Origin of the sequence: Oerskovia sp. NPDC057915 (assembly GCF_042887685.1) — a bacterium.
Lineage (GTDB): Bacteria > Actinomycetota > Actinomycetes > Actinomycetales > Cellulomonadaceae > Oerskovia.
Map to the genome: position 1 here is coordinate 112,730 of NZ_JBHVOS010000006.1, position 21,882 is coordinate 134,611.

The window sequence follows — 21,882 nt, forward strand, 5'->3', positions numbered from 1 at the left end:
CTCAGTACTCCACTTCCTGGTTGCGGCGACGGATGACCGTGTACTCGTCGCGCTGGTTGCCGGTCGGCCCGTAGTAGTTGAAGGCGTAGGTGAGCTGGCCGTACCCGCCCAGGAGGTGCGTGGGCTTCATCATGATCATCGTCAGCGCGTTGTGGATGCCCCCTCGCTTGCCCGACGCCTCCGCCTTGGGCACGTCGATGTTGCGGTCCTTCGAGTGGTACATGTAGACCGTGCCCGTGGGCATGCGGTGCGAGACCACGGCCCGGGCCACGACCACGCCGTTGCGGTTGACCGCCTCGATCCAGTCGTTGTCCGCGATGCCCGCGGTCCGCGCGTCCTCCTCCGAGATCCAGATCGTGGGGCCTCCGCGCGAGAGCGCGAGCATGTACGGGTTGTCCTGGAACTGCGAGTGCATCGACCACTTGGAGTGCGGCGTCAGGTAGCGCACGGTGACCTCGGTCGAGCCGGGCTCGCTGAAGCCCTGGTGGCCGAAGTGGCGCGCCATGTCGAGCGGCGGCCGGTAGACCGGGAGCTGTTCGCCGAGCTCGGTCATCCAGTCGTGGTCGACGAAGAAGTGCTGGCGCCCCGTGAGCGTGTGCCACGGCTTGAGCCGCTCGACGTTCACCACGAACGGCGAGTAGCGCCGACCGCCCTGCTCCGAGCCCGACCACTCGTAGCTCGTGAAGACGTTCTGCGGGCCGGTCAGGGTCTGGGCGAACGTGACCTGACGGTCGTGGTTCTCCTCGGCCAGGTCTGCGAGCGGCTTGCCGACGCGCTTCTCGAGGACTTTGAAGCCCGCGACCGAGACCGCCCCGTTGGTCGTCCCCGACAGCGCGAGGATCGCCTCGCACATGTGCGCCGCGGTCTCGAGCGACGGGCGGCCCTTCGCGACGCCGTCCTTGCGCACGCCGTTGGCCTTCGCGAGGAACTCGACGGCCTGCTCGGGGACGACGGTGACGCCCTTGGTCGTGGTGCCGACCTTCGAGATCAGCGGCCCGACGGCGCGCATCTTCTCCGCGATCTGCGTGTAGTCGCGCTCGATCACCACGAGACGCGGCATGGTCACGCCGGGGACGGGCTCGCACTCGCCCTTGCGCCAGTCGAGGACGACGCCTCCGGGCTGGGCCATCTCGTCCGGGGTGTCGTGCGTGAGCGGCGCCGCGATGACGTCGGTGCGCGTGCCCAGGTGGGTCTTGGCCAGCTCGGAGACCTTGTCGGCGAGTCCCAGGAACGCGTCGTAGTCGGTCCGCGCCTGCCACGGCGGGGCGATCGCCGCGTTGAGGGCGTGCACGAACGGGTGCATGTCCGTGGTCGAGATGTCCTGCTTCTCGTACCAGGTCGCCGCGGGCAGCACGACGTCGGCGAACAGCGACGTCGAGGTCATGCGGAAGTCGATGTTGGTGAGCAGGTCGAGCTTGCCCTCGGGGGCCTCGTCGCGCCAGACGACCTCCTCGGGACGACGCTCGGGCGGGGTCTCGTGCGCACGCAGCGACGAGTCCGCGCCGAGCAGGTGCTTGATGAAGTACTCGTTGCCCTTGGCCGAGTTGCCGATGAGGTTGGCGCGCCAGACCGTCAGGACGCGCGGGAAGTTCTGCGGGTCGTCGGGGTCCTCGACCGCGAACCTGAGGTTCCCGCTGCGCAGCTCGGAGACCACGTGGTCGGCGACCGGCACGCCTGCCGCCGCGGCCTCGTCGCACAGGTCGAGCGGGTTGCGGTCGAACCCGGGGTGCGAAGGCGTCCAGCCCATGCGGGCCGCCTGCGTCAGGCAGTCCATCATGCTGCGGTCCTTGAGCGTGCCCGGCCCGGTCGGCGACGCGAGCTCGTCGGCACCGAAGCCCTCGTAGCGCCACTGGTCCGTCGCGGTGTACCAGAACGCGGTGCCGGCCATGTGGCGGGTGGGGCGCTGCCAGTCGAGCGCGAAGCCCATGTGCTGCTGCCCCGTCACGGGACGGGCCTTCTCCTGCCCGACGTAGTGCGCCCAACCACCGCCGTTGACGCCCTGGCACCCGGTCAAGGTCAGGAGCGCGATGAACGTCCGGTAGATGGTGTCCGCGTGGTACCAGTGGTTGGTCCCCGCGCCCATGATGATCATCGACCTGCCCTTGCTGACCTCGGCGTTGCGCGTGAACTCGCGCGCGATCCGGGTGCACTGCTCGGCCGGGACCCCGGTCAGGGACTCCTGCCAGGCCGGCGTCCCGGGCGACGTCGGGTCGTCGTAGCCCGTGGGCCACGACCCGGGCAGCCCGTCCCGGCCCACGCCGTACTGCGCCATGAGCAGGTCGAACACGGTCGTCACGAGGCGCCCGCCCACGCGGATCGCCGGGACGCCGCGCAGGACCGAGGAACCTCCCTCGGTCGCGCCGACGTCGAAGCGCGGCAGCTCCACGACGACCCCCTGCGCCTCGGCTCCCGCGTGCGTCAGGCCCAGCAGGCTCAGCGCCGGGTCGTGGTCCTCGAGGTCGAGGTTCCAGCGCCCCACGCCGTCCTCGGTCCAGCGGTCGGCGAGCGTGCCGTTCGGCACCGTGAGCGCGTCGGCCGCGGTGTCGAGGAAGACCGGGCGGAACTCGGGGCGCTCGCCCGTCGCCCCCGCGACGGGCAGCCCGTCCAGGTCGGCCGCCGTGAGGAACTTGGCGGGCCGGAAGACCGGGGCGGGCGCGCCGTCGGGCACCTCGGCCCGGCTCGCGTCCTGCGCGGCCCCCGCCGCGCCCTGCGACGCGGGGGCCTCGTCGAGCGTGACGAGGAACGGCGCGTCCGTGTACGTGCGCGAGTACGCCTCGAAGTACGGGACCTGGCGGTCGCGGTAGAACTCGGTGAGCAGCACGTGGCCCATGGCCTGCGCGAGCGCGCCGTCCGTGCCCGGGGCGGGCGCGAGCCAGTCGTCGGCGAACTTCACGTTGTCCGCGTAGTCGGGGCTGACCGCGACGACCTTGGTCCCCTTGTAGCGGGCCTCGGCCAGGAAGTGCGCGTCGGGCGTGCGCGTCACGGGGACGTTCGAGCCCCACATCATGATGTAGCTCGAGTTCCACCAGTCGCCCGACTCGGGGACGTCGGTCTGGTCCCCCCAGATCTGGGGGCTCGCGGGCGGCAGGTCCGCGTACCAGTCGTAGAAGCTCAGCAGGGTCCCGCCGATCATCGACAGGAAGCGCGTCCCGACACCGAAGCTCGCCATCGACATCGCGGGGATCGGGGTGAAGCCGACGCAGCGGTCGGGCCCGTACGCCTTGATCGTGTAGACGTGGGCAGCGGCCATGATCTCGGTCGCGAGCTCCCAGTCCGCGCGGACCAGGCCGCCCTTGCCGCGGGCCCGCTTGTACAGCGTCGCCTTGAGCGGGCTCTCGACGACCTCGGCCCACGCGAGCACAGGATCGCCCAGGCGGCAGCGCGCGTCGAGGTACATGTCGAGCAGCACGCCGCGCACGTAGGGATACCGCACGCGCGACGGCGAGTACGTGTACCAGGAGAACGAGGCCCCGCGCGGGCAGCCGCGCGGCTCGTACTCGGGGCTGTCGAGCCCCGTCGTCGGGTAGTCCGTGCCCTGGTGCTCCCACGTGATGAGGCCGTCCTTGACGTACACGTCCCACGCGCACGAGCCCGTGCAGTTGACGCCGTGCGTCGAGCGCACGACCTTGTCGTGCGCCCACCGGTCACGGTAGAACCGGTCCCACTCCGAGGGGTCAGTCTCGATCATGGCGTGCGCCGAGTCGAACACCTCCGTCTGCGGGAAGTGGCTGCGCGTCTTGAGCAGCTTCTTCATCAGGGGCGACATCGTCGCCGGGTCGTCGATGGTCATGGCGAGTGCTCCTCGGGAACGGCGTGGGGGGCGTTCGTGCGATGGTTGTCGTGGTGAGGACGTCGGCCGGGGGCAGCCGGACGCCTCGATGTCAGTGGTCCACGAGCGGGAAGAAGTGGGGCGAGCAGGTGCCCAGGCAGCAGGTCTACGGAGGGTTCGACGGCACGACGGGTCGCAGCGACCACGGCGGACGACGCACGCACGTCATCCAGCTGCTGCGCGACTCCAAGGCGCCGGTGTCCGTCCAGGACATCGCCGACGAGGTCGGCATCCACCAGAACACCGCGCGCTTCCACCTGGAGTCGCTCGTCGACGCCGGGCTCGCCGAGCGCACCCAGCAGACCCGGACGACTCCCGGCCGGCCCAAGGTGCTCTACCGCGGCACGCTGCCCAACCAGACGCACGAGCGTGCGCAGGCCTACCGGCTCCTGGCCGAGGCGCTCACGACCGCGGTCGCAGCCAACGTGCCCGAGGCCGCGACCCTCACGTACACCGTGGGGCGCACGTGGGGGCACAAGCTCGCCGAGTGCCCCGATCCGGGCGAGGTCCTCAGCGAGGACGAGGTCTCGACCAGGCTCGTGTCCAAGCTCGACGCACTGTGGTTCGCGCCGACGCCGCGCGGCGAGCCGTCCGCGCACGTCTCCGCGCCCGGCAACGGCATGGACGCGCTCGTGCTCAACAACTGTCCGTTCGTGGCGACCGCCCGCAGCACCCCGCAGGTCGTGTGCTCCCTGCACGCGGGCTTCATCAACGGCACCCTGGCCGAGCTCGGCTCCGACCTGCGCGCCACGGCGCTCGTGCCGAACTTCGGCCAGCACCACTGCGTCGCGCGGCTCGAGACCGTCGACCGGGAGAGGCACGACGACGCCGCACCGATCCCGATCGTCGTGTCCGGGGGGCCGGAGGCCGTGGGACCGGGTGCCCCCGGACCGCGGGCCGTGGGCCGGACCGCAGGCCCCGCGCCCGACGCCTGCTGAGCGTCGGGCCCGGGGGCCGGTGTCGGGCACTGCAGGCGACCGCACGGTCAGCTCTTGGCCTCGGCACCGGGCCGTGCGTAGAAGTGCCAGGCGATGCCCGCGCACAGCAGCGCGTAGGCGATGATCCCGCCGAACACCGCCGTCCTCGGCAGGTAGTTGAACAGCATCGAGAACAGGAACGGCCCGAACGCGGCGATCGCGGCCGTCCAGCCGATCACACCGCCGGCCTGGCGGGCCGGGAAGATCATCGGCATCTGCTTGAACGTCGCGGCGTTGCCGATCCCGCAGAAGAAGAAGATGAGGACCATCCCGGTCATGAAGACCGGCAGGCTCGGCGTCTCGCCGTCCGCGACCGTGACCTGGCCGAACAGGACGAGCCCGGCCGAGGCCGCCACGCCCACCCCGGACACCACGGTCCAGACGCCGCCGCCGAACCGGTCGCACAGCGGCCCCCAGCACATGCGGGCGAGCGAGCCGACGAGCGCGCCGAGGAAGACCCACGTGAGGTACTCGGGGCCGAACTGCTGCTTGAGCAGCATGCCGAACGTGCCCGCGAGGCCGGAGAAGATCCCGAAGGTCAGGACGTACTCCATGGTCATGAGCCACGTGTGCTTGTTCTGGAAGATGTCGAACTGCTGCTTGAGGTTGGCCTTGACGGGCACCGACTTGAGCAGGGTCCACGCGAGCACGACGCCGACGAGGGCGAACGGGATGAAGATCAGGCCCGGGTTCTGCAGCCAGACCTGCCGGGGCTCGGCGTTCTGCGGGTGCGCGAGCTGACCGGCGAGGCCGAACATCCCGAACCCGATGGCCCACGGGACGACGAACTGGACGACCGAGACACCGAAGTTGCCGATGCCGGCCTGCAGGCCCAGGGCCGTGCCCTGCTTGCTCTTGGGGAAGAAGTACGACGTCGAGGGCATGTAGCCCGAGAAGACGCCGCCGCCGAGGCCCGCGGCGAGGGCGAGCGCGACGAGCAGCGCGTACGACGGCTGCGTCGGGAGCATCACGACCCAGGTCCACCCGACGAACGGGATGATCATCAGGAGCGCGGACAGCGTGAGCATCTTCCGGGTCCCGAGCATGGGCGGCAGCATCATCCAGACGATGCGCAGGAGCCCGCCCGTCAGGCCGGGCATCGCGAGCAGCCAGTAGGACTGGCTCTCGCTCAGGTCCCACCCGGTGACCGTGCCGAGCGTGGGGATGAGGGCCCCGGGCAGGTACCAGATGATGAACGCGAGCATGAGGTTGAACGTCGTGACCCACAGGGTGCTCCACGCGACCTTCGAGTCCCAGCGCTGGGGATCGTTGGGGTCCCAGTCGAGGAGGTCGCGGCGCGCGTCGGTGCTCACCTGGTGTGCTGGTCTGGGGGCTACGTCGGCTGTGACCACCGGGTGTCTCCGTTCGAGAAATGGGGCTGGGGGCACCCACAACTTATGGACGAGTCCACTCGTGCGTACCGGGACCTTGGTCCCGTCAGGGCGACGTTGGTCCCGAACCGGGACACGGGCCGGGAAGGGCCCCTGACCTGCTGCTTTGCCGGTTCGGGGCGTTGTTGCGGATCAACTCGGGCAGGCCGTGGCCCGCGAGGCCCGTGGTGCCCGACGGCGGGCTGCAGCAGGCGCACGGGCGGCGGCGGGCACGGGTCGTTTCGCCCGAAGAACGGGGCGCCGGCCCGGCGCGGAGCGTTGGTGCTCGAACTTTGTGCTTTCCGTCACAAAGTGCCGTATCAGGGGGGCGGGACGGGCGCCGTCCTGGACGGGCGCCCTCCGGTGTCGGCGCAGGTCGTCCGCTGCGCGGGCGGCTACGCCCGCGTCGCCCAGAACACCACGGCAGCGCTCGCCGCGACGTTGAGCGAGTCCACTCCCCCGGCCATCGGGATCTTCACGACGTGGTCGACGGCCGCGAGCGTCGAGCGGTGCAGCCCGTGCCCCTCGGTACCGAACACGAACGCCGACCTCTCGTCGCCCCGCGCGACGTACTCGTCGAGGGTCAGCGAGTCGTCCGACAGCGCGAGCGCCGCGACGGTGAACCCGTGCTCGCGCAGCTCCTCGACGCCGCCGGGCCACGACTCGAGCCGCGTCCACGGCACCTGGAACACCGTCCCCATCGAGACCCGGACGCTGCGCCGGTACAGCGGGTCCGAGCACCGGGGCGAGACGAGCACCGCGTCCACCCCGAGACCGGCCGCCCCGCGGAAGATCGCGCCGACGTTCGTGTGGTCGACGATGTCCTCCAGCACCGCCACGCGCCGCGCGCCCTGTCCGTCCCGGGCCGTGGTCAGCAGCTCGTGCACGCTCGGCAGGACGGGGCGGTGCATGGCCGACAGTGCACCGCGGTGAAGGTTGAACCCCGTGATCGACTCCAGGACGGCCGGTTCGGCGACGTACACGGGGACGGGTTCGCCCGTCCCGCCGGGCCCGTCGTCCAGCCCGACGGCGGAGATCGCCTCCTCGAGGCCCGGGAGCCACTTCTCGGCCATCAGGAAGGAGCGTGGCCGGTGCCCTGCCGCGAGCGCCCGGTGGATCACCGTGGTGCTCTCCGCGATGTACATGCCCTTCTCCGGCTCGTTCTTCGAGCGGAGCTCGACGTCCGTGAGGTTCGTGTAGTCGGCGAGGCGCGGGTCGGCGGGGTCGGTCACGTGGATGATCTGCACGCTCAGATTCTCCCGCACCGGGCTGTCCTGGGTGCTCACGGCGGCGGCCGGGGACGCCGAGTGTGCACTTCGGGCGGTCACCAGCGCTCCAGGACGACCCGAACTGCACACTCGGCGACCGGACCCCACCCGCCCCCCCGATCGGGCCCACCGGTGCCGAGCACGTTGTTGAGGTCGTTCTGGCGGCGTTCGCGACCTCAACCTCGTGATCGAGCGCGTGGAACCTCGTGCCCGGCGACCGACCGCTCGGCGGCAGCAACGCTCCCGCTCGGCTCGGGCTTCCCGGTCGGAGCCACCGGGCGGAACACCACCCGTCGCTGCGCCTCGTAGCTCGTCGCGAAGAGCAGCATCTCGGTCACGACCTTGGCGGGCAGCAGCGCGAGCCCCAGCCCCGTCAGCCCCCAGAGCATGCCGTACCCGGCGGCCAGCAGCCCGACCGCGAGCGCCGCGTACCGCAGCGCGGCCCGGCGCCCGGATCCGGGACCGCGGCCGTAGCCGTCCCGAAGCCCGCACGCGTGCTGGTCCCTGAGCCCGCGCGCACGAGCATCCGCCGCCGAGCCCGCACGACCGCCCTCGCCCTCGCCCGCGCCCTCAGCAACCGCAGCAGCAGCCGACCCCACGTCCGCACTGCCGCCCCCGCCCACAGCACCACCACCCGCACCCGCGCGCCCCCCGAAGACCCGCCGGTTCACCACGAAGTTCACGGCCCCGCTGACGCCGCGCGCCCCGACGACCGCCAGCAGCAGCGACCCCGTCAGGGCGTCGAGCACGAGCAGCATCGCGGTGTCGATCCCGAACGCGAGCAGCGACGACAGCGAGAACGCGAGCAGCGGCGCGTAGATGCGGGCCGAGTCGGTGAGCGGGCGGAAGTGCGAGGACGCGTTGTCGTCGAGGTAGATCGTCTCGATCTCGACCTCGACCACGGCCAGCCCTTCGCGCGCCGCGGCCAGGAGCACGTTGAGCTCGTACTCGTAGCGGTCTCCGCGCACGTCGAGCAGCCATCCGATCATCGAGGCGGGGTACCCGCGCAGCCCGGTCTGCGTGTCCTGGACCCGCGTCCCGGTCGCGGCCTGGAACAGCCAGCGGGTCGCGGAGTTCCCGAGCCGGCTGCGCAGCGGCACGTCTCCCGTGAACGTCCGCGCACCGAGCACCATGGCCGCGTCTCCGGCGCGCACCCGCTCCCCGACCCGCAGGACGTCGGCGACGGCGTGCTGCCCGTCGGCGTCGGCGCACACCACGTCCTCGCCGGGCCAGCGTCGCGCGACCTCGGCGAACCCGCGCCGCAGCGCCGCTCCCTTGCCGTGGTTGGCAGGGAACCCGACGACGACCGCCCCGAGGCGAGCGACGTCGTCGAGCACGGGCCGCGAGCCCGGGCCGCTGCCGTCGTCGACCACGACGATCCCCCGCACGTCACCCGTCGCGCGCAGCGCTGCGACCAGGCGGACGAGAGCCGTGCCCGGCTCGTAGGCCGGGACGAGCACGATCACGGCGGCTCACTCCCCGACGTACAGGATGTCGGAGGTGCCGCGCTCGGCGCCGCGTCCGAGCGGGTCGTTGACGAGCTCGCCGTCGTAGTACATGGTCGACGACCCGCCGCCGTCGAGGTTGTACGCGGTCGTCGCGCCGAGGCCCTGCATGATCTCGGCGAGCCCGGTCATGGTCACGCCGCGGCTGTACCCCGTGCTGCGCCCGTCGACCACGACGAGGACGAGGTGGTTCTGGTCGACCACGCCGACGGCGGTCCGGGGCTGCTCGCCCTGGATCGAGTGGTTGCCCACGTTGGTGTCGACCTCGACGTCCTCGATGCCGTCGACCACCTCGCCGCCGTCGAGCAGCGCGGGCCCGAACGACAGCGTGTTCCACACGCCTGCGTCCACGAGCTCCTGCGCGGTCGTCGCGGTCTCGTCGTAGACCTCGACGGTCCCGTCGCGGTAGAACGCGAGGCCCTCGCGCGCGCCCTCGTCGCGGTAGACGACCCCGTTGCGGATCACGATGCCCGTGGACCGGAAGCCGTAGTAGTCGCCGTTGATCGCGAGGAGCGCGTCGTTGTCGGCCGCGATGTCCGAGGTCTTCTCGGTGATGTTCTCGCCGAACGCGTTCTGGGCGAAGGCCGAGCGGAGGTCGGTCGCGTCGCCCAGGACGACGTCCGCGACGTAGTACGTCACGGTGTCGTCGCCCGACCCCTCGACGACCTGCCGCACGCTCACGCTCGTCCCGTCGGACGAGGTCGAGCCGTCGGCACCGGCACCGGACGACGTGCCCGACGACGTCCCCTCCGTCCCGGGGTCCGGCGCCGACGCCTGGCTCGCCTCGTAGGCCGCGACGTCGGCGATCTCGACGTGCTCCACCACGTACCGGTCGAGGGCCCACGCGGTCGCTCCGCCGAGGCTCAGCGTCAGGGCGAGCCCGCCCGCGAGGAACGTTCGCCGTCGTCGACGCCGCCGAGGGGGCGGGGGCTGGGGCATGCTGCTGGTGTGCTGGTCGTCCGTCATGCACCCAGGTCTACGGAGCCCGCGTGTGCCGGGCACAGGTGCCGGCTGAGGGGTCGCTGTGAGGTGCGTCCTGACAGCGGCGCGTGATCGCCGTCACGACGACACGCTCCCACCGAACTCTCAGGTGAGACGTCGCTCACTCTTGCACCTCGGTACGACTAATACATACTTTCAGCCGGGTTCCCGCGTGATTTCATGGATGCATGAAGAAGCAGATGATGGCACTCGCTGCCGTGGGCGCGATCGCGCTCCTGAGCGCGTGCGGTACCGACACCACGACCGACAGCGGCTCCTCCACCGACGAGACCCCTGCCGGCGCGACCAACCTCCAGGTGTGCGCGAAGTACTTCGACGGCGGTGAGCAGTCGGTCGCGCAGCGCGTCACGGACGAGCTCGAGTTCGACATGGCGGCCCTCACGGACGACCAGTCGAACGCGATGCGCAGCACCAACATCCAGCTCGAGGCCATCCTGCGCCTCGCTGGCCCCGAGGACACCAACCTCGTCATCAGCAAGATCAAGACCCCGTTCCAGATGGCTGACGACATCGCCGACGAGACGGGCACCTCGATCGACACCACCGGGGTGACCGAGGCCGTCGCCGACCTCCAGTCGATCTGCGACAACGCCGGGTACACCGCTTCCTGACCCTCAGCAGCGACCTCGCCCCCATCCCGGGCGAAACCCCGAGAGCCGGTACCGCCCAGAAGGCGGCACCGGCTCTCGTCGTTCACGGGGACCCGCGTCAGCGGGTCATCTCCCCCTCGGCGACCTCCTCGACCGCTGCGGCCGCGAACTGGCTCTCGTAGAGCCGCGCGTACGCGCCGCCCTTCTCGATGAGCACCTCGTGGTTGCCCATCTCCACGATCGCGCCGTCCTCCATGACGAGGATGACGTCGGCGTCGCGGATGGTCGAGAGCCGGTGCGCGATGACGAACGACGTCCGCCCGGCGCGCAGCGCGTTCATGGCCTGCTGCACGAGCACCTCGGTGCGCGTGTCGACCGAGCTCGTCGCCTCGTCGAGGATGAGGATCGCCGGGTCGGCGAGGAACGCGCGCGCGATGGTCAGGAGCTGCTTCTCCCCCGCGCTCACGCCCGAGCCCTCGTCGTCGATCACGGTCGCGTACCCGTCGGGCAGCGTGCGCACGAACGGGTCGACGTGGGTCGCCCTCGTCGCCTCGAGGAACTGCTCCTCGGTGACCTCGACACCGTCGGGCACGCCGTAGCGCAGGTTCTCCTCGATGGTCCCCTTGAAGAGCCAGGTGTCCTGGAGCACCATCCCGATGTTGGACCGCAGCCCGTCGCGGCTCATCGTCCGGGTGTCGACGCCGTCGAGCGTGATGCGCCCGCCGTCGACCTCGTAGAACCGCATGATGAGGTTCACGAGGGTCGTCTTGCCGGCCCCGGTGGGCCCGACGATCGCGACCGTCTGGCCGGGCTCGGCGACGATCGACAGGTCGTCGATGAGCGGGCGGTCGGGCACGTAGCGGAACGAGACGTCCTCGAACGCGACCCGCCCCTGCACGTCCGTGACCACGACCGCGGGCGACGGGTCCGGGGACTGCTCGTCGGCGTCGAGCAGCTCGAACACGCGCTCCGCGGAGGCGACGCCCGACTGCAGGAGGTTCATCATCGAAGCGATCTGGGTGATCGGCTGCGTGAACTGGCGCGAGTACTGGATGAACGCCTGGACGTCACCGAGCGAGAGCTGGCCGGACGCGACCCGCAGGCCTCCGACGACCGCGACGATCACGTAGTTGAGGTTCGCGACGAAGCCCATCGCGGGCTGGATGATCCCCGAGATGAACTGCGCCTTGAAGCTCGCCTCGTACAGCTCGGCGTTCTCGTCGGTGAACGTGTCGACGGCCGTCTGCTGGTGGCCGTAGACCTTGACGAGCGCGTGGCCCGTGTACATCTCCTCGACGTGCGCGTTGAGACGTCCGGTCGCGGCCCACTGCTTGATGAACTGGGGCTGCGAGCGCTTGGCGATCAGCGCCGTGACGAGCACCGACAGGGGCACGGTCACGAGCGCGATGACCGCGAGCAGGGGCGAGATCCAGAACATCATGGCGAGCACGCCGACGACGGTCAGGACCGAGGTCACGAGCTGCGAGAGCGTCTGCTGGAGCGTCTGGGCGACGTTGTCGATGTCGTTGGTGACGCGGCTGAGGACCTCGCCCTTCTTCTGGCGGTCGAAGTACGACAGCGGCAGCCGGCCGAGCTTGGCCTCGACCTCGGCGCGCAGGCGACGCACGGTGCGCTGCACGACCGACGTCGTCACGCGGCCCTGGATCCAGCCGAAGAAGAAGGAGCCGACGTAGATCGCGAGGACCCAGAGCAGGATGACGCGCAGCGCGGTGAAGTCGATGCCCTGGCCGGGTACGACGTCCATGGCCGAGAGCATGTCCGCCTGCGTGGTCTGCCCGGTGGCGCGCAGGTTGTCGACGGCCTGCTGCTTGGTGATGTCGGCGGGCATCTGCGAGCCGATCACGCCCGCGAAGATGACGTTGGTGCCGTTGCCGAGGAGCTTGGGGCCCAGCACGGCGAGCGTCACGGACAGGATCGACAGGACCGTGATGACCGCGACCGCGAGCCGTTCGACGCGCAGGTAGCCCGCGAAGCGCTTGAGCGACCCGGTGAAGTTCATGGCCTTCTCGGTGGGCATGCCCATGCCGCCCATGGGGCCGTGGCCGCCACCCTGGGGGCGCCCCTTGAGGCGCGTCGTGGACAGGTCGGGCTTGTCGCCCTCGGGTGCGTCCTGCACCCCGCCCGACGGCGTCACGTGCGGCTCGGCGTTCTTGTCGCCCGGGTTGTCGCTCGGGCGGGGGGTCTGGGTGCTCATGCTGCCTCCTGCGCCGAGAGCTGCGAGTACACGATCTCCTGGTACGTCTCGCACGTCTCCAGGAGCTCGTCGTGGGTGCCGGTGCCGACGATGCGGCCGTGGTCGAGCACGACGATCTGCTCGGCGTGCCGGATGGTCGCGACGCGCTGGGCGACGAGCAGGACGGTGGCCTCGCGGGTCCGCGGGGCGAGGGCGAGCCGCAGGGCCGCGTCGGTCGCGTAGTCGAGGGCCGAGAACGAGTCGTCGAACAGGTAGACGCTGGGCTTGCGGACGATCGCGCGGGCGATCGCGAGCCGCTGACGCTGACCGCCGGAGAAGTTGGTGCCGCCCTGCGCGACGGGGGCGTCGAGCTGCCCGTCGAGCTGCTCGACGAACTCGCGCGCCTGCGCGACCTCGAGCGCCTCCCACACCTCCTCGTCGGTCGCGTCCTCCTTGCCGTAGCGGACGTTGTCCGCGACGGTCCCGGAGAACAGGTACGCCTTCTGGGGCACGTAGCCGATCATCGACCACAGGTCCTGGAGCGAGACGTCACGGACGTCGGTGCCGTCGATGCGGACCGACCCGGCTGTCGCGTCGAAGAGCCGGGGGACGAGCTGGAGCAGCGTCGTCTTGCCCGAGCCCGTGGACCCGATGATCGCGGTCGTCCCACCCGGCCGGGCCGTGAACGTGAGGTCGTGGAGCACGGGGTCCTCGGCGCCGGGGTACCGGAAGTCGACGTCGGAGAACGTGATGACGCCGGTGCGGTCGGCACGGGCAGCCAGGTGCACGGGCGCCTGCGGCTCGACGACGGTCGTCTCGGTGTCGAGGACCTCGCCGATGCGCTCGGCCGAGACCGCCGCACGCGGGACCATCATGAAGATCATGGTCGACATCATCACGGCCATGAGGATGTACATGATGTAGCTGAGGAACGCCGTCAGGGCCCCGATCTGCATCCCGTTCTCGACGCGGTACGCACCGAACCACAGGACGGCGACGCTGGTCGCGTTCATGACGAGCATGACGGTCGGGAACATGAGCGCCATGAGCTTGCCGACGCGCAGCGACGTGTCGTAGAGCCGGTCGTTCGCGACGGCGAACCGCTCCTCCTCGCGACGCTCGCGCACGAACGCCCGGATGACGCGGATGCCGGAGATCTGCTCGCGCAGCACGCCGTTGATCGCGTCGATGCGCTTCTGCATCTTGCGGAAGTACGGCACCATGCGGGACACGATGAGCCCGACCACGATCCCGAGGACGGGCACGACGACCAGCAGCAGCGCCGAGAGCTCGACGTCCTCCTGGAGCGCCATGATGACGCCGCCGACGAGCATGATGGGCGCCATGACCATGATGGTGAACGCCATGAGCACGACCATCTGGACCTGCTGGACGTCGTTGGTGGTGCGGGTGATGAGCGACGGGGCGCCGAGCACGCCCATCTCCTGCGCGGAGAAGGACTGGACGCGCGTGAAGAGCCCGTTGCGCACGTCGCGACCGAACGACATGGCGACCTTGGCGCCGAAGTACACCGCGACGATCGCGCAGATCACCTGCCCGAGGCTGATGACGAGCATGACGCCGCCCGTGCTCATGATGTAGGCGGTGTCGCCCTGCGTGACGCCCTTGTCGATGATGTCGGCGTTGAGACTGGGCAGGTAGAGGGTCGCGATGGTCTGCACGAGCTGGAGCACGAGCAGGATCACGATGGGCGTCCGATAGGGACGCAGGTACGTCCTCAGTAGACGAAGGAGCATGTGGGGGGTCCTGTCAGGGGTGGGGGACGAGAGGAGGACGGGGATCTCGACGGTGCCCGACGACGGAGCGCGCGTCGAGCGATTTCGGTGGCCTCGCCGACCGGTCCAGCATGCGTCGCCGTGGCGGCGACCGCGAGGGCGAGGGGCGGCGTCAGGCGAGCGACGCCGTCGGGACGGGGGCTGCGGGCGGGCCGTTCGCCCGGCACGGGTCCTCGAGGACACCGTGCAGGAAGACGTCGACGATCTGGGTCGGGTCGAGCGGGCCACCCTGGGACATCATGGGGCTCGCGTGACCGTGCACCAGGAAGAAGAACACGCTCGCCGCGACGCGCGGGTCGGTGCGCAGCTCGGGGGCGAACGGCGCGATGCGCGCCTCGATCGCACCGACGACGTCCTGCACGGCCGACATCCGGGCGTCCCGGTGGGAGTCCCCGCCCTGGTCGCCGTGGCGGCGGTGCGGGGCGTCGCCCTGGCCGCCGGACCGGGAGTGCTGGCCGGGCCGGCCGTGCCGGTCCCCCATGAACTGGTGGGCGACCTGGACGATCCTGGCCGTCGCGCGCTGGCTCTCCTGGATGAGGTCCGCCAGGGCGACGAGGGTCGTCTCGAGCGAGTCCTGCTGCGGGAGGTCGTGGATCGCACGGACCAGCGGCGCGGGGTCGAGCGCCGCGACCAGGGCCGCGTGGAGGAGCTCGTCCTTGTCCTCGAAGGCCCGGAACAGCGTGCCCTCGGCGACGTTCGCAGCCTCGGCGATCTGCCGGGTCGTCACCGCGGCGCCGTAGCGCGCGAGCAGCGGGACGGTCGCGGTGGCGATCGCCGCGCGACGGTCGTCGCGGCTCATGGGTCGGGCTCGGCCCGAAGGTGTGGTCACACCCCGACCCTAAGTGAGTGAGCACTCACTCGTCAAGGTTGCCCGGCGCAACCGACCGGCTGCTGGGTGCCGAACCTGCTCGACACCGGACCGAGACCGGTCAGGCACGTGACCCCGCCTTCCTGACCGCCCCTGGCCCCCGGGCAACACCGGAGGGGCGCCGCTCGCGCGACGCCCCTCCGGGTACCGATGTCCTGCTGCGCCTCACCGGAGGCGTGCCGGCCGAGGCTACGGGCGCTCCTCCGGACCGCCCTCGACGTCCTCCGGCGCGTCGGCCGGGGGCGCACCGAGAGGGCGCGGCGCGGCCGTGCCCGGCTCGGGGGCCTGTGCGAAGCGCTGCCCGGGACCACCGGGACGCTGCCCGCGCTCAGCCTGCTGGTCGAACGGCAGGCCGGAGTGCGTGCCCGCGCTCGTCGCGTCGGCGGTGGCGGCCTCGGCCTGACGACGAGCCTCGGCGAGGGCCTCGGCCGGGTCGACCAGCGCCGGGGTCCCGAACTTCACGCGGTCACGGTCCCGCTCGCGACGCGCGGCCTCGGAGGCCTCCGAGCCGTCGCCCGACGGGGTCGGCACGCCGCCGAAGCCCTGGGCGATCGATCCCAGCGCGGCCGTGAACTCGGTGGGGACGACCCACAGCTTGCTCGCGGTGCCGTCGGCGATCTTCGGCAGCATCTGGAGGTACTGGTAGGCGAGCAGCTTGGGGTCGGCGTCGCCCTCGTGGATGGCGTCGAAGACCTGCAGGATGGCCCGGGCCTCACCCTCGGCGTTCAGGATCGCGGCCTGGGCGTTGCCCTCTGCCCGCAGGATCGCGGCCTGCTTCTCGCCCTCGGCCGTCAGGACCTGGGACTGCTTGATGCCCTCGGCCGTCAGGATCGTCGCGCGGCGGTCACGCTCGGCGCGCATCTGCTGCTCCATCGAGCCCTGCACGCTCGCGGGCGGGTCGATCGACTTGAGCTCGACGCGGTTGACGCGCACGCCCCAGCGTCCCGTCGCCTCGTCGAGCACGCCACGGAGCTGGCCGTTGATCTGGTCACGGCTCGTCAGGGTCTGCTCGAGGTCCATGGAGCCCACGACGTTGCGCAGCGTGGTGACCGTGAGCTGCTCGATGCCCTGGATGTAGTTCGCGATCTCGTAGACCGCGGACTTGGGCTCGGTGACCTGGAAGTAGATGACGGTGTCGATGCTGACCACGAGGTTGTCCGACGTGATCACGGGCTGCGGCGGGAACGAGACGACCTGCTCGCGCAGGTCGACGCCCGCACGCACGCGGTCGACGAACGGGATGAGCAGGTGCAGTCCCGGCTCGAGCGTGCTCGAGTAGCGACCCAGCCGCTCGATGATCAGCGCGGTCGCCTGCGGGACGATCCGCACAGCCTTGACGAGCGCGATGATCACGAACAGCAGGATCAGTCCGAGCACGACGTACACGGCGATCATTCCGGGGTCTGGATCACTCATCGATCTTCTCCTGAGGATGGTTCTCGGTGGGCTGACGGGTCACGCGGTACTGGTCGTGCGGTGCGGTGGGGGCGGGGAACGGTCGGGCGGTGCAGCGTGGCCGCCGAGCGACGGCACGAGCCGCCTCGGGGAGCGATCGCCCGCGGCCGACGGGACGCCGCTGAGGACCGCGGGTGCACCGAGGCGCCGAGGACGGACGCCGCGGCCACGGTCAGACCGTGTGGCTGTCCGAGGCGAGCGACTGGACGACCGCGGTCGCGCCGTCGATGCGCACGACCCGGACCTCGGCACCGATCGGCAGCTCGGGCGAGCCGTCCACGGCCCGGGCGCTCCAGATCTCGCCCTGGAGCTTGATCCGGCCGCTGAGCTCGGTCACGCGGTCCACGACGACGGCGGTCCGGCCGATCTGGGCAGCCGCCCCGGTCTCGGCGAGCGGGACGCGGTGGCGCAGGTGACGAAGGAGCCAGGGGCGCAGCGAGAGCAGCAGGGCGGCCGACACCACGGCGAACGTGATGATCTGCAGCCACAGCGGGCCACCGGCCGCGTTCACGCCGGCCGCAGCGAACGCCCCGCCTGCGAACATGATCAGCACGAGGTCGAGGGAGATGATCTCGATGAGGACGAAGAGCAGACCTGCCCCGACCCACCACAACCAGTCCATGACGGTTCCTTCCGTCGTGAGGCTCGTTCGCTGCACGTCGTCGACGTGTCGACACCACCTGCGTTCTTTGCCCAGATTTTACCGGAAGAACGAGATCCGTGCACCTATCGGGCGTGTCGCGTACGCCACCGTGCGCGACCTTCGACGGGCCCCGTCAGCCACCTCGTCCAACGACGGGCGACGAGCCACGACGGCCCGTCAGCGGGCCGCGCGCGCCAACCAGCGACCGCCGCCGTGCGCGACGAACAGGGGCAGGCCGAACGCCTCGCTGAGGTTCTCGGCCGTGAGCACCTCGGTCAGCGGGCCCGCGCGGTGCACCGCACCGTCCTTGAGGAGCAGGACGTGCGTGAAGCCCGGCGGGATCTCCTCGACGTGGTGCGTGACCAGCACGAGCACGGGCGAGGCGGGATCCGTCGCGAGCTCCGAGAGGGCACCCACGAGCTCCTCGCGCCCACCCAGGTCGAGACCCGCTGCGGGCTCGTCGAGGAGCAGCAGCTCGGGGTCCGTCATGAGGGCGCGGGCGATCTGGACGCGCTTGCGCTCGCCCTCGCTCAGCGTCCCGAAGAGGCGCTCGGCGAGCGGCAGGACGTCGAAGGCCGCGAGGAGGTCGTCCGCACGCTCGGCGTCGAAGTCCTCGTACGTCTCCCGCCAGCGACCCGTGACCCCGTACGCCGCGGTCAGCACCACGTTGCGCACGGTCTCCTCGGCGGGGATCTGCTCCGCGAGCGCCGCGCTCGCGAGCCCGATGCGGGGGCGCAGCTCGAACACGTCGGTGCGCCCGATGCGCTCGCCCAGCAGGTCCGCGGTCCCCGAGGTGGGGTGCATGCGCGCGGCCGCGATCTGCAGCAGGGTCGTCTTCCCGGCGCCGTTGCGGCCCAGGATCACCCACCGCTCGCCCTCGTTCACCTGCCAGTCCACGGAGTCGAGGATGGTCTTCGTGCCACGGCGCACCGTGACTGCCTGCAGGTCCAGAACCGAGCTCATGGGACACGACCCTATAGGTTGGCTGACGTGGAATCCCACTCGACCCTCCCGCTCCCCCGCGCCGTCGTCCTCGCCCTGTGGGTGCAGGCCCTGGCCCCGCAGCCCGGCGCGGCCCGGACCCCCGACGACGCGCTGATCCGTCGTGCCGTCGCAGCCGTCCGGCAGGACGACGAACCTCACACCGTCGAGGGGTCGGACGACGCCTCGACGCTCCTCGAGCTCCTCACGCGCTGGACCCGCGGCCCGGTCGAGGTCTGCGCGGTCCTCCCTGCCCCGGGCGACGTCCTGGGCACACCGGCCGCCGTGAGCGCGGACGCGACCGACGCGCAGGAGTGCCTCCTCGTGCAGTCCGCCGACGGCGCCTGGGCTCTCGTGCCCGAGATCACGGAGTTCGGCTCGGTGTACGAGACGGGTCACCTCGTCGCGTGGCACGTGACGCCCGTCCCGGCGTGGCGCACCCAGGTGCTCGCCGCCGTCGGGCCGCTGGCCGACGCCGAGCGCGACCTGCGCGTGGCCCTCCTGACCGCGACCGAGGCCCTCGCCTCGCTCGACGTCGCTCGCTGGCGCGAGGACGCGGCCGAGACCATCGCGTCGCTGCGGTCCACGACTCCCCCGGACTGGCCCCTGCCCGCGGTGCGCGGGGAGGCCGAGGCGCGCCGCGTGCGCGTGCTCGCGCAGGCCGCACGGCTGCGGGCCATCGTCGACCTCGCCACGGCCGACGACGGCGGCGCGGTCAACCTGTGGCAGGCCGACCAGCGCTCGACCGCCCTGCGCGAGGTCGACCGGGCCGCGCGGCGGGCCATGTCCGCCGCGACGGCGCGCTACGCGACCGGGCCGGACCCGAGCACGCTGCGGTAGACCTCGAGCGTGCGGTCCGCGATCGCGTCCCACGCGAAGTGGTCCTCGACCCGGGTGCGGGCCGCGCGGCCCATCTCCCGGGCCCTCTCCGGGTCGGACACGACCGCGACGAGCGCCGCGGCGAGGTCGGCGACGAACCGGTCCGGGTCCACGGGCGCGCCCGTCCCGTCGTCGACCTGCTCGATCGGGACCAGGTGGCCCGTGACGCCGTCGTCGATCACCTCAGGGATGCCGCCCGTCGCGGACCCCACGACCGGCAGGCCCACGGCCATCGCCTCGAGGTTGACGATGCCGAGCGGCTCGTAGACCGACGGGCACACGAAGACCGTCGAGGCGGCGAGGACCGCGACGAGCTCCTCGCGCGGGAGCATCTGCTCGATCCAGACCACCCCGGTGCGCTGCTCGGCCAGGCGGGCCACGGCCTCGCTGACCTCCGTCGCGATCTCGGGGGTGTCCGGGGCGCCCGCGCACAGGACCAGCTGGACCTCGGGGGGCAGCTCGGCGGCAGCCCGCAGCAGGTACGGCAGGCCCTTCTGGCGCGTGATGCGCCCCACGAAGACCACGGCCGGGCGCTCCGGGTCGATCCCGAGGTCACGGACCACGCGGTCCGCCGCGGCGACCTGCGCCTCGGACTCGGGACGACGCCACCCGTCCAGGTCGATCCCGTTGTGGACCACGTGGACCTTGGCCGGGTCGACGTCCGGGTAGCAGCGCAGGATGTCCGCGCGCATGCCCGCCGAGACCGCGATGATGCCCGCGGCCGCCTCGTAGGCCGTCTTCTCGGCCCAGCCGGACAGCGCGTAGCCGCCGCCGAGCTGCTCGGCCTTCCACGGCCGCAGCGGCTCGAGCGAGTGCGCGCTGAGCACGTGCGGGATCCCGTGCAGGAGCGAGGCCAGGTGGCCGGCGAGGTTCGCGTACCAGGTGTGCGAGTGCACGAGGTCCGCGCCCGCGACGTCGTCCGCCATCGCCAGGTCCACGCCGAAGGTGCCCAGCACCGGGTTCGCCGACGAGAGCGAGCCGGGGACCGAGTAGCCCGTCACTCCCTCCTCGGCACGCGGTCCGTCGAACGCGCGGACGTGCACGTCGATGCGCTCGCGCAGCACACGGGACAGCTCGGCGACGTGCACGCCCGCGCCTCCGTAGACGTAGGGCGGGTACTCACGGGTCAGCAGGTCGACTCTCACGCGCCACACGCTAGCGCGGTCCGCGGGACTCGTGCGCACCGCCCCACCCGTCGGTCGTCACCACGTCGTGGGACGAACCGCGCCCACCCTGCGGTTCGGGCGATACGAACCACGCTCTGGGCCTTAAGGTTTTGCCCATGGCCGCCCCACGTGTCCTTGCAATCGTCCTCGCCGGTGGCGAGGGCAACCGGCTCATGCCGCTCACCGCCCACCGCGCCAAGCCGGCCGTACCGTTCGGCGGCATCTACCGCCTGGTCGACTTCGCGCTGTCGAACCTGGTGAACTCGCACTACCTGCACATCGTCGTGCTGACGCAGTACAAGTCCCACAGCCTCGACCGCCACATCACCAAGACGTGGCGCATGTCGTCGTTGCTCGGGAACTTCGTCGCGCCGGTGCCGGCACAGCAGCGGGTGGGCAAGCACTGGTACCTCGGCAGCGCCGACGCGATCTACCAGTGCCTCAACATCATCGAGGACGAACGCCCCGACATCGTCGTGGTCGTCGGTGCGGACCACGTGTACCGCATGGACTTCTCCCAGATGGTCGACGCGCACATCGCCTCGGGCGCCGAGCTCACCGTCGCCGGCATCCGCCAGCCCATCTCCATGGCAGACCAGTTCGGGGTCATCGACACCGACCCCGAGGACCCGGCCAAGATCCGCGCATTCCTCGAGAAGCCGACCGACCCCGTCGGCCTGGCCGACTCCCCCGGCGAGATCCTCGCGTCGATGGGGAACTACGTCATCGACGCCGACGCGCTCGTGGCCGCCGTCACGGCCGACGCGAGCGACCCGGACTCCCGCCACGACATGGGCGGGGACATCGTCCCGGCCTTCGTCGCGCGCGGCACCGCGGGCGTCTACGACTTCATCCGCAACGACGTCCCCGGCTCCACGGACCGGGACCGCGACTACTGGCGCGACGTCGGGACCCTGGACGCGTACTACGACGCGAACAAGGACCTCATCTCGATCACGCCCGTCTTCAACCTGTACAACGACGAGTGGCCCCTGCACACCGGGTACGTGGGTCTGCCGCCGGCCAAGTTCGTCCACTCGGGACAGGGCCGTCTGGGGCACGCCGCGGACTCGCTCGTCTCCCCCGGCGTCATCATCTCCGGCGCGACCGTCGTGGGCTCCGTCCTGTCCCCCGGCGTCTACCTGCACTCCTGGTCGTCCGTCTCCGACTCCGTCCTCATGGACGGGGTCCAGGTCGAGCGGCACGCCCAGGTCCACCGCGCGATCCTCGACAAGAACGTGATCGTGTCCGAGCGCGCCCGCATCGGCCTCGACCCCGAGCAGGACCGCGCCCGGGGCTTCACGGTCACCGACTCGGGCATCACCGTCGTCCCCAAGGGAACCATCGTTGAATAGCACC

The 21,882-nt window shown here is 71.2% G+C and carries 16 protein-coding genes; 4 read left to right on the top strand and 12 right to left on the bottom strand.

Translation table 11 applies throughout. The annotated features are described in order from the left end of the window. Position 1: 1 nt before the first annotated feature. A complete protein-coding gene (locus tag ACFVQ3_RS06035) occupies positions 2-3,790 on the bottom strand; it encodes a nitrate reductase subunit alpha (RefSeq protein WP_387636320.1) in 3,789 nt (1,262 codons plus the stop codon). Positions 3,791-3,918: 128 nt separating this feature from the next. On the opposite strand from ACFVQ3_RS06035, the gene ACFVQ3_RS06040 reads away from it, so the two are divergent. Beyond that, a complete protein-coding gene (locus tag ACFVQ3_RS06040) occupies positions 3,919-4,767 on the top strand; it encodes a helix-turn-helix transcriptional regulator (protein WP_387636322.1) in 849 nt (282 codons plus the stop codon). A gap of 47 nt (positions 4,768-4,814) precedes the next feature. Here ACFVQ3_RS06040 and ACFVQ3_RS06045 read toward each other — a convergent pair whose 3' ends face one another. The 4 genes from ACFVQ3_RS06045 to ACFVQ3_RS06060 all read right to left on the bottom strand — a co-directional run bounded on the left by ACFVQ3_RS06045 (position 4,815) and on the right by ACFVQ3_RS06060 (position 9,915). Further along, entirely contained in the window at positions 4,815-6,119 is a 1,305-nt protein-coding gene (locus tag ACFVQ3_RS06045) for an MFS transporter (protein WP_387636324.1), read from the bottom strand. A gap of 452 nt (positions 6,120-6,571) precedes the next feature. Continuing rightward, the gene (locus ACFVQ3_RS06050; protein ID WP_387636462.1) at positions 6,572-7,429 is read right to left on the bottom strand and encodes a TrmH family RNA methyltransferase; all 858 of its coding nucleotides are present in this window, start codon (positions 7,427-7,429) and stop codon (positions 6,572-6,574) included. Between the two features lie 191 nt (positions 7,430-7,620). Then, complete coding sequence (locus tag ACFVQ3_RS06055) at positions 7,621-8,910, bottom strand: glycosyltransferase family 2 protein (protein WP_387636326.1); 1,290 nt, start codon at positions 8,908-8,910, stop codon at positions 7,621-7,623. A gap of 6 nt (positions 8,911-8,916) precedes the next feature. After that, positions 8,917-9,915, bottom strand: a complete 999-nt coding sequence (locus ACFVQ3_RS06060) for a phosphodiester glycosidase family protein (protein WP_387636328.1) — start codon at positions 9,913-9,915, stop codon at positions 8,917-8,919. Between the two features lie 203 nt (positions 9,916-10,118). Here ACFVQ3_RS06060 and ACFVQ3_RS06065 point away from each other — a divergent pair, with 203 nt between their 5' ends. Beyond that, positions 10,119-10,562: a hypothetical protein gene (locus tag ACFVQ3_RS06065; protein WP_387636331.1), complete on the top strand. Its 444-nt coding sequence runs from the start codon at positions 10,119-10,121 to the stop codon at positions 10,560-10,562. A 97-nt stretch (positions 10,563-10,659) separates the two neighbouring features. Here the strand turns inward: ACFVQ3_RS06065 and ACFVQ3_RS06070 are convergent, their stop codons facing one another. The 6 genes from ACFVQ3_RS06070 to ACFVQ3_RS06095 all read right to left on the bottom strand — a co-directional run bounded on the left by ACFVQ3_RS06070 (position 10,660) and on the right by ACFVQ3_RS06095 (position 18,460). Next, entirely contained in the window at positions 10,660-12,579 is a 1,920-nt protein-coding gene (locus ACFVQ3_RS06070) for an ABC transporter ATP-binding protein (protein WP_387636465.1), read from the bottom strand. A gap of 173 nt (positions 12,580-12,752) precedes the next feature. Beyond that, positions 12,753-14,492: an ABC transporter ATP-binding protein gene (locus tag ACFVQ3_RS06075; RefSeq protein ID WP_387636334.1), complete on the bottom strand. Its 1,740-nt coding sequence runs from the start codon at positions 14,490-14,492 to the stop codon at positions 12,753-12,755. Between the two features lie 151 nt (positions 14,493-14,643). Next, the gene (locus ACFVQ3_RS06080; protein ID WP_387636336.1) at positions 14,644-15,360 is read right to left on the bottom strand and encodes a TetR/AcrR family transcriptional regulator; all 717 of its coding nucleotides are present in this window, start codon (positions 15,358-15,360) and stop codon (positions 14,644-14,646) included. A gap of 228 nt (positions 15,361-15,588) precedes the next feature. Next, positions 15,589-16,815 (bottom strand): SPFH domain-containing protein, encoded by a 1,227-nt coding sequence (locus ACFVQ3_RS06085; RefSeq protein WP_387636338.1) that lies wholly within the window; start codon positions 16,813-16,815, stop codon positions 15,589-15,591. 211 nt (positions 16,816-17,026) lie between these two features. Then, a complete protein-coding gene (locus ACFVQ3_RS06090; RefSeq protein ID WP_387636341.1) occupies positions 17,027-17,476 on the bottom strand; it encodes an NfeD family protein in 450 nt (149 codons plus the stop codon). A 198-nt stretch (positions 17,477-17,674) separates the two neighbouring features. Continuing rightward, positions 17,675-18,460: an ABC transporter ATP-binding protein gene (locus ACFVQ3_RS06095; protein ID WP_387636343.1), complete on the bottom strand. Its 786-nt coding sequence runs from the start codon at positions 18,458-18,460 to the stop codon at positions 17,675-17,677. Positions 18,461-18,487: 27 nt separating this feature from the next. Here ACFVQ3_RS06095 and ACFVQ3_RS06100 point away from each other — a divergent pair, with 27 nt between their 5' ends. Next, positions 18,488-19,318 (top strand): hypothetical protein, encoded by an 831-nt coding sequence (locus tag ACFVQ3_RS06100; RefSeq protein ID WP_387636345.1) that lies wholly within the window; start codon positions 18,488-18,490, stop codon positions 19,316-19,318. Here ACFVQ3_RS06100 and glgA read toward each other — a convergent pair. Continuing rightward, positions 19,282-20,502 carry a glycogen synthase gene (gene glgA, locus ACFVQ3_RS06105; protein ID WP_387636347.1) on the bottom strand — a complete coding sequence of 407 codons (1,221 nt, stop codon included), beginning with the start codon at positions 20,500-20,502 and terminating at the stop codon, positions 19,282-19,284. The two genes, ACFVQ3_RS06100 and glgA, sit on opposite strands and share 37 nt — an antisense overlap. Positions 20,503-20,639: 137 nt before the next feature. Between glgA and ACFVQ3_RS06110 the strand changes: the two genes are divergently transcribed. Beyond that, positions 20,640-21,878 (top strand): glucose-1-phosphate adenylyltransferase, encoded by a 1,239-nt coding sequence (locus ACFVQ3_RS06110; RefSeq protein WP_387636350.1) that lies wholly within the window; start codon positions 20,640-20,642, stop codon positions 21,876-21,878. The last annotated feature ends 4 nt before the right edge of the window (positions 21,879-21,882 follow it).